This is a genomic window from Paracraurococcus lichenis (assembly GCF_030657435.1).
Taxonomy (GTDB): domain Bacteria; phylum Pseudomonadota; class Alphaproteobacteria; order Acetobacterales; family Acetobacteraceae; genus Paracraurococcus; species Paracraurococcus lichenis.
This window is the reverse complement of the sequence record NZ_JAUTWS010000009.1, coordinates 210735-219122: the sequence shown is the minus strand read 5'-3', so window position 1 is coordinate 219122 and position 8388 is coordinate 210735. Positions and strand designations below refer to the sequence as shown.

Below are 8388 nucleotides of genomic sequence, written 5' to 3'. Positions count from 1 at the left end.
CCAGCCAGCCGCCGGATCAACGGAAAGCAGGCGCAGAGCGAGGAGCTGCGGAGCACATCCGCCTGTGCCGTGTGGACATGCCAGCGGCGGCGAGCGGCGCCGGCCAGGCGACCTCGGTGGCTGGCGCGGCCGGCAGGGGCAGCGCTGCGGCGCCGCGGCCGCCGGTGACGGACCGCGATCCTCCGTGCACGGGGCCCCGTCCCTTTCCGCAGGGGTTCATCTCCGGCGCACGACATCCAGCCCGAACCGCAAGGCCGCGGAGCGCGGTGCAGCAACGCCGCCGGCCTGCCCCTGCCAGCGGGCCGGCAGCCCGGCCGAAGGCCGATCGCCATCGGCCGCTCAGCCCGCGGAGCGGGCCCGCGCATGTCCCCCTGCCCGATTGCCGCGCGTCGCCGGCGGCCAGTGCCATGTCGGACCCGGATCGGACCCCACACCGCCTGTCGTCCGAACTGCCGCGCCGCCGCCGTCCGTTTGCATGACCGCGGGAAGGCCAGGACCATGGCCTCCGCGTTCTGCCAGGCGGGCGCGGCGCTCCGGCGCGATGCCGGCGACCTGCCGGGGCGTCGGCGGCCATGTCCGGGCCGGCGAAGGCCAGTCGCGTCAACAGCAGAGGAGGGCGGCAATCATGAGGGTCGGTTTCATCGGGCTCGGCAATATGGGTTCCGGCATGGCGGCGAACCTGCTGAAGGCAGGGCACGCGGTCACGGTCTACAATCGCACCCCGGCAAAGGCCGAGCCCCTGGTCGCCGAGGGCGCGCAGGCCGCCGCTGATCTCGCCGGCGCCTGCCGCGGCGATGCCGTCGTCACGATGCTGGCCGACGACGCCGCGGTCGAGGCCGTCACCCAGGGCGAGGCCGGCCTGCTGGCGAGCCTCCCGCCGGGCGCTCTCCACATCTCCTCCAGCACGATCAGCGTCGCCCTGTCCGAGCGTCTGACGGCAGCCCACGCGGCAGCAGGCCAGCGCTTCGTCTCCGCACCCGTGTTCGGCCGGCCGGACGCGGCCGCCAGGCGGGAGCTCTTCGTCCTCGCCGCCGGCGACGACGAAGCGATCGAGGCGGCGAGGCCTCTGCTCGAGGCCATCGGCAAGGCGGTCTTCACCGTCGCGGAGGCCCCCCCTGCCGCCAATCTGGTGAAGCTGAGCGGCAATTTCCTGATCGCCTCCATCATCGAGGCACTGGGCGAGGCCATGGCGCTCGTCGCCAAGGGCGGCGTGGACCGGGAACGCTACCTCGAGATCCTCACGGGCACCCTGTTCGGCGCGCCGGTGGTGCGCACCTATGGCGGGCTGATCGCCCGGCGGCAATTCCAGCCGGCCGGCTTCGCGGCACCGCTCGGCCAGAAGGATATCCGCCTGGCCCTGGCGGCGGGGGAGGCGCTGCGCGTGCCGCTTCCCCTGGCCAGCCTGCTCCGCGACCGCTTCCTCAGCCTGCTGGCGCATGGCGGCGACCAGCTCGACTGGTCCGCCATCGGCCAGCTTGCGGCGCGTGACGCCGGTGACGCGTGACATGGCCCCGCGTCGCGGCGCTGCCACGGGACGCGCGGCTGACGGTGCCTGTTGCCGCTCTGCTGCCTGCGGCGTCGCGCGCGTGGCGGCAAGGCCGAGGATGACGGACCTGCCTCTCTTGCGCGGCTGGCGGCTCGGCAAGATCACGCGCCCGGATGCCAGCCCGCGAAACGTCTCTGCCGGGGCGCGGCGGCGGTGCCCTTCGCCGAGCCATGCCGACCACCGCCGCGCAATTCGATGTCCTGCCGCGTCGCCGTCTACTCCGCCGCGGGTTCGACCCTGGCGTCGCGCGCCAGCCGGTCGAGCAGGCCAGGCACCTCGCCGGCCGGGCATGGCCGGCTGAACAGGTAGCCCTGCGCCTCCTGGCAGCCCTTGCGCAGCAATGCCCCGAACTGTTCCTCGGTCTCGACGCCCTCGGCCGTGGTGGTCATGTCGAGCCCGAGGCAGAGGTCGGTCACCGCGCGCACGATGGCATTGCTCTGGCGCGACTTGTCGAGCTCGCGGGTGAAGCTGCGGTCGATCTTGACCTTGTCGAAGGGGAAGCGCTGGAGGTAGCTGAGCGAGGAATAGCCGGTGCCGAAATCGTCCATGGCGATGCGAACGCCCAAGGCTTTCAGCCGGTGCAGGGTGGCGAGCGTCGCCTCGGTGTCCTGCAGCATCACCGTCTCGGTGATCTCGAGCTCCAGACGTCCCGCCTCGAGGCCAGAGACCTCCAGCGCCGCCGCCACCGCGTCCACCAGGCCGCGGCTGGCGAACTGGGCGGGCGAGAGATTGACCGCCACCTTCGGCGCGCCCGGCCAGGACACCGCCTGCCGGCAGGCCTGAACGAGGACCCACTCGCCGATCGGGACGATGAGGCCGATCTCCTCGGCGAGTGGGATGAAGGCATCCGGCGGCACCAGGCCGCGCTCGGGGTGACGCCAGCGGATCAGCGCCTCGAAGCCGCTGACCCGGCGCGAGGCGACGTCCATGATGGGCTGGTAGAACAGCTCGAACTCGCCCATGGCGAGGGCGCGGCGCAGATCCATCTCGAGGGCGCGGCGCAGTTGCATGCGGGCGTCCATCTCGGGCTCGAAGAAGCGCCAGCGCCCACGCCCCTCGGCCTTGGCGCGGTAGAGCGCCATGTCCGCACCCTTGAGCAGGGCATCGGCGTCGAACCCGTCCTGCGGCGCGACCGCGATGCCGACGCTGGTGCCGACCACGATCTGGTGGCCGTCGAGCTCGAAGGGGACGGCGATGGTCTCGACCAGGCGGCGGGCGAGGGCGGTGGCATCGCGCGGCTGATCGACGCTGGCCTGGATGACGGCGAACTCGTCGCCACCGAGCCGGGCGAGGGTATCGGTTTCGCGCAACTCGGCCTTGAGACGGGTGGTGACGGCGCGCAGCAGGGCGTCGCCGGTCGGGTGGCCGAGGGTGTCGTTGACTTCCTTGAAGCGGTCGAGGTCGAGGCAGAGCACGGCGAAGCCCTCGCCACGGCGGGCCCGGGCGATGGCATCCTCGAGGCGCTGGCGGAACAGCATGCGGTTGGGCAGGCCGGTGAGGGCGTCGTGCTGGGCGATGTGAGCGATGCGCGCCTCGGCCTCGCGCCGTTCGGTGACATCGATGACGACGCCGATCGAGCGCAAGGGGCGTCCCTCCGCGTCGTGTTCGAACCGGAAGCGCGCCTCGACGTGGCGGATGCCGCCCTGTGCCGCGTCGCGAATGCGGTAGTCGACGGCGCCCTCGGGCTCACGGCGCGCCAGGATCGCGGCGACATCGGCGCGCAGCCGGTCCCGATCCTCGGGCAGCACCACGGCGAGCCACTCCGCCGTCGGGATCGGCGCCTCGCCCGCGGGCAGCCCGAACATGGCCTTCGCCTCCGGGTCGAAATCGATCAGCTCCGCGACGTAGTCGCGCCGGAAGCTGCCGATCCGGCCGATCTCCATGCCGAGGCGCAGCAATGCCTCGCTGGCGCGCAGCCGCTCCGCCGCCACGCGGCTCTCCGTCACATCGATGGCGACGCCGAGCGCAGTCAGCGGGTGCCCTTCGGCATCGTAGGCGATGCGGGCGCGGGCCTCGAGGTACCGGATCCCACCATCGGCATTGCGGACCCGGTGGATGACGGCCCATTCGGGGCCGCGGCGCGCCAGCACCGCCGCGAGCTCCGCCCGGACATGCTCCTGGTCCTCGGGCGGCACGACGGAGGACCACTCCTCGTTCGTGATGGGCGCCTCGCCCGCGGGCAGCCCGAGCATGGCCCGCGTCTCGGCGCCGCAGCGGAGTTCCCCCGTGGCGAAGTCGTGCCGGTAGGTGCCGATCCGGCCGACCTCCATGCCGAGGCGCAGCAGCGCCTCGCTCTCGCGCAGGCGTTCCTCCGCCTCGTGGCGCTCGCTGACGTCGATGACGACCCCCGTGGAGCTCACGGGCCTTCCCTCGGCATCGAAGTGGTAGCGGGCGCGCATCTCGACATGGCGCGGGCTGCCGTCGGGACGGCGGAGGATGCGGTAGTCGCAGGCCACCTCCGGGTCGCGGCGGGCGATCGCGTCGGCGATCCGTGCCATCAGCCGCGGCCGGTCCTCCTGGTGGACGGTGGCCATCCAGACCTCGGCGGTCACGGGCGCGTCGCCGGCGGGCAGGCCGAACTGCGCCCGCGAATGCTGGTTGCAGTGGAGGGCGCCGGTGGCCAGGTCGCGGCTGAAGGTGCCGATGCGCCCGACCTCCTGGCCCATGCGCAGTTGCGCCTCGCTCTCCCGCAACCGCTCCACCGCCGCGCGGCTCTCGGTCACGTCCTGCACGATGACAACGCAACGCACCGGAAGGCCATTCCCGTCGCGCGCGGAGACGGCGACGCTGAGCCGCGCCCAGGTCACCGTACCGTCCGGATGCAGGTACCGCTTCTCCGTATCCCGTGCGTCGCCGCCGGCTGAGATGTTGCGCCAGCGCTGCCGGCCCGCCTCGCAGTCGTCGGGGGGCACGATATCGGCCGGAGTGAGGCCGCCGAGCAGCTCCGCCTCGCCGCGGCCGACGATCTCGCAGTAGCGACGGTTGACGCGGAGGAAGCGGCCGGAGGCGAGGTCGAGTTCGGCGATGCCCGCCGTCCCGTTCTCGAAGATGGCACGCAGCGCCCCGTCGCGCTCGGCCAGCGCAGAGGCGGCGCGCTCGCGCTCATCCGCGACCGCGAGCCGCGCCTCCGCCTCGGCGCGGGCCGCGCGCTCGCGCTCGACCGCCAGGGCCGCGGCCGCATCGGCTTCGGCGCGGGATTCCTGCAGGCGCCGCAGCGCCGCCCGGTGCCGCGCCTGCCGGTTCAGCAGCAGCACGCCAGCGAGGATCAGCCCTTCCAGCAGCAGCACGGCGACGACAAGGCGCCGCGCCTCGGCGCGCCAGGGCGCGAGCACGTCCTCCGTCACGCGCGTCGTCACCACGACCAAGGGGCGCGCCTCCAGGGCCTGGATGCCCACGATCCTTTCGATGCCGTCCAGCCCGCCCGACGACCGCAAAGACATGCCCTGTCCGCCCGGCGGGAAGCGCCGGGCGAGCGTGCTGAGGGGAACAGCATTGCCGGTGACCATCTCCAGCCGGGGATGCCGCGCGAGCAGCACGCCCTCCCGGTGGCTGAGCGCGATCGAACTCGCCGGACCGAGGGCGATGCTGCCGAAGAAGCGCTCGAAATGGTCGAGGCCGATGGTGGCACTGACGATGCCGAGGAAGCGGCCATCCGGCGCGCTGATGCGGCGCGCGACGTAGATGTGCCAGGTGCCGTCGACGGCGCTGCGCGTCGGCATGCTCAGATAGCTGTCGCGGCCGGGATCCTCGGCGATGGCCCGGAAATAGTCCCGATCGGAGACCGCGATGGTGGGCGTCGGCCAGAATTTGTTGCCGACGAGGGCATTGCCCTGGGCATTGGTCACGAAGACGGACCCGATCTGCGGCAGCGCCGCGGCGCGGGCACGCAACGACTCATAGACCTCGCGGCTGGGCAGGCGCGCGGCGAAGGCCTCCGGCGTGTCGATGCCCTCGGCGCGGAGCCATTCGATTATGCCGATCTGCATCAGCTCGACGGAGCGGAAGCTGCCTTCCACCGAACTCGCCAGCACCAGGGAGAGATTGCGCACCTCGCGCTCGGCATCGCGCAGCGCCGCCTCCCGCTGCTGCAGGAGATAGGTGCCGGCGCTGATTGCGAGAGTCAGACCCAGCGCAGCACCGCAGATTGCACGCCAGACGGAAGCATGGATGCGCGACGCGAACTGCAGCATCGGGGCGGGCAGGGACGACATGGAACCACCGCAAAAAAGCGGGCGAACTTGCCCGCTCCCGTTATCGCTTTGCTGGTTCCCTGCGGGCAATCGGTGCGGTGCCTCCGCGCGGTCCGGCCATGCGAAGGCTGAGCATCGCACGCCATGCCGCCGCGGGCCGGGTTGGCGACCGGCAGGCAGCCGGGGTTCCGGCGCCGGTGCCGTGCCGGTCGAGCCTCGGAAGCGCTTGCCGAGCGGCAACGCGAGATCGCGCAGCGGACCATGCCCGGCGCGGACCACGGCATCGCACCTCTGGGCTGGGCCGCGAGATCGGACCGGTTACCACGCCGTCCCGCGGGTCAACACCGGTCATGCCCGCCTTCGGCAAGGCCGCCGCCTGGCAGGGTGCCGAGGCGGGTCGTCCCGTCGGTCGCCGGCGCCCGCGGCAGCCCGCCCTGCATGGCCGACGGCGGCGGCGCGCCGGCCCCGGATCAGCGCGGCTTCGCCAGCGGCTCCATGCCGCTCTCGAGGATGGCCGGCGCGGCCTCTGGCGAGGCGAGGTAGCGGACCAGGGCCCGCGCCGCCTCCGGCTCGCGGCTCGTCGCGACCACGCCGGCGGAGAAGACCGTGTATTGCTGCAGCTCCGACGGCAGCGGGCCGAGGATGTCGATGCCGTGGATCGGCTTCAGCTCGCTGAGCTGCTGGAAGCCGATCTCGGCGCCGCCGCGCGCCACCACCTCGCCCACCGGCTCGGCCGGGATCATCCGCGCGCGGCCGGCCAATTGCTCGGCGATACCCATGCGCTTCAGCATCTCTCGCTCGATATAGACGCCGCTGGCGCTGTCGGAATAGGCGACGGACTTCGCCGCCAGCAGCGTCTGCCGCAGCTCCTCCACCGTGCCGATCCGCGGGTGCGGCGCGCCCGCGCGCACCGCCACGCCGATGCCCGAGCGCGCGAGGTCGGCGCGGCTGTCGGCCAGCACCTTGCCTTCCTCGACGAGCTTGCCGAGCGCGTAGCCCACCATGATGACGACGTCGATCGGCTCCCCGCGCGCCAGCCGCGCCGGCACGGCCTGCGGCGTCTGGCCCATGGACGGGCCCCAGCCGGCGGCCAGGCTGTGCCCGGTCTCCTTCTCGAAGCCCGGCGCGAGCGCCTTGTAGGCCGCGGCGAAGCCGCCGGAGCTGACGATGCGGATCTCCGCCGCCGCGGCGCGCCGGGCGAGCAGGAGCGTGGCGGCGCCGGCCGCCAGCGCATGGCGGCGGGTCAGGGCGGGTGTCATGAGTCGGTGCCTCCTCCCGCGCGCGGTCAGGCGGGCCTGCCCGCGGCCGGCAGGCGCGTCTCCGCCGCGACGCGCCGGTAGATCAGCAGCGTCGCCAGCAGGCCGCAAGCGCCGCCGAGCGTCAGCCAGAAGCCCGGCGCGGCGCGGTTGCCCGTCTCCCGGATCAGCCAGGTCGAGACCGCCGGCGTGAAGCCGCCGAAGACCGCGGTGGCGAGCGAATAGGCCAGCGAGAAGCCGGCCGTGCGCACCGCGGGCGGCACCACCTCGGTCAGCGCCACCACCATCGCGCCGTTGTAGCTGCCATAGAGGAAGGAGAGCCAGAGCAGCGCGAGGAGCATGTTGGCGAAGCTTGCATGCGCGACCAGCCAGGCGAGCACCGGATAGGCCGTCAGCATCGTCAGCGCGGAGAAGCCGAGCAGCAGCGGGCGCCGCCCGACGCGGTCCGACAGTGCGCCCATCACCGGCAGCCAGACCAGGTTGGACAGGCCGATGCAGAAGGTGACGGCCAGGCTCTCGGCATCCGAGAGGTGCAGCACCGTCTTGCCGAAGGTCGGGGTATAGACGGTGATGGTGTAGAAGGAGATGGTCGTCATCGCGACCAGCAGCATGCCGAGCAGCATGATGGGCCAGCCCCGCGCCAGCGATGCCACTACCTCCCGCAGCGAGGGGCGGTGCTGGCGGCGGAGGAATTCCGGCGTCTCCTCCAGCGAGCGGCGGAGGTAGAAGAGCACGGGGATGATCAGGCAGCCGATGAAGAAGGGCACGCGCCAGCCCCAGGCCGCGATCGCCTCCGGCGGCAGGGCGCGGTTCAGCGCGAAGCCGATCGCCGCGGCGGCCATGATCGCCACCTGCTGGCTGCCGGACTGCCAGGCGACGTAGAAGCCCTTCCTGCCCGGCGCCGCCATCTCGGCGAGGTAGACCGAGACGCCGCCAAGCTCGACGCCGGCCGAGAAGCCCTGCAGCAGCCGACCGACCAGGACCAGCACCGGCGCGAGCAGGCCGAGCGTCGCATAGCCCGGGGTGCAGGCGATCAGCACCGTGCCGAAGGCCATCAGCAGCAGCGTGACGATCAGCCCGGCGCGGCGGCCGATGCGGTCGATATAGGCGCCGAGCAGGACGGCGCCGAGCGGGCGCATCAGGAAGCCGGCGCCGAAGGTCATGAAGGTCAGCATCAGCGAGGCGAATTCGCTGCCCGCCGGGAAGAAGACGGCGGCGATCTGCGTCGCATAGAAGCCGAAGAGGAAGAAATCGAACATCTCGAGGAAGTTGCCGCTGGTGACCCGCAGCACCATGGCGAGCTTCGAGCCGCCCTGTCCTTCGCCCGTCTCCGACATCCCCTGCCTCCCGCAGCGCATCGCCGGCGAGAACCCTGCAGGCGCCGGCAAGGTTGCGC

Annotated in this window: 4 protein-coding genes; 1 reads left to right on the top strand and 3 read right to left on the bottom strand. The window is 72.6% G+C overall.

Annotated features, from left to right (window positions below):
* Positions 1–625 precede the first annotated feature (625 nt).
* Positions 626–1504 carry an NAD(P)-dependent oxidoreductase gene (locus Q7A36_RS12125; RefSeq protein ID WP_305103956.1) on the top strand — a complete coding sequence of 293 codons (879 nt, stop codon included), beginning with the start codon at positions 626–628 and terminating at the stop codon, positions 1502–1504.
* Positions 1505–1761: 257 nt separating this feature from the next.
* Here the strand turns inward: Q7A36_RS12125 and Q7A36_RS12120 are convergent, their stop codons facing one another.
* From Q7A36_RS12120 to tcuC, 3 genes are all read right to left on the bottom strand, one after another.
* Positions 1762–5757 (bottom strand): bifunctional diguanylate cyclase/phosphodiesterase, encoded by a 3996-nt coding sequence (locus Q7A36_RS12120; protein ID WP_305103955.1) that lies wholly within the window; start codon positions 5755–5757, stop codon positions 1762–1764.
* A 449-nt stretch (positions 5758–6206) separates the two neighbouring features.
* Positions 6207–6995 carry a substrate-binding domain-containing protein gene (locus tag Q7A36_RS12115; RefSeq protein WP_305103954.1) on the bottom strand — a complete coding sequence of 263 codons (789 nt, stop codon included), beginning with the start codon at positions 6993–6995 and terminating at the stop codon, positions 6207–6209.
* Positions 6996–7021: 26 nt separating this feature from the next.
* A complete protein-coding gene (gene tcuC / locus Q7A36_RS12110) occupies positions 7022–8329 on the bottom strand; it encodes an MFS transporter (protein ID WP_305103953.1) in 1308 nt (435 codons plus the stop codon).
* Positions 8330–8388 lie beyond the last annotated feature (59 nt).

What these genes read in the sequence shown, in the direction of transcription:
- tcuC (WP_305103953.1), bottom strand. Translation starts at nt 8,329, where the DNA reads ATGTCGGAGACGGGCGAAGGACAGGGCGGCTCGAAGCTCGCCATGGTG.
- Q7A36_RS12125 (WP_305103956.1), top strand. Translation starts at nt 626, where the DNA reads ATGAGGGTCGGTTTCATCGGGCTCGGCAATATGGGTTCCGGCATGGCG.
- Q7A36_RS12115 (WP_305103954.1), bottom strand. Translation starts at nt 6,995, where the DNA reads ATGACACCCGCCCTGACCCGCCGCCATGCGCTGGCGGCCGGCGCCGCC.
- Q7A36_RS12120 (WP_305103955.1), bottom strand. Translation starts at nt 5,757, where the DNA reads ATGTCGTCCCTGCCCGCCCCGATGCTGCAGTTCGCGTCGCGCATCCAT.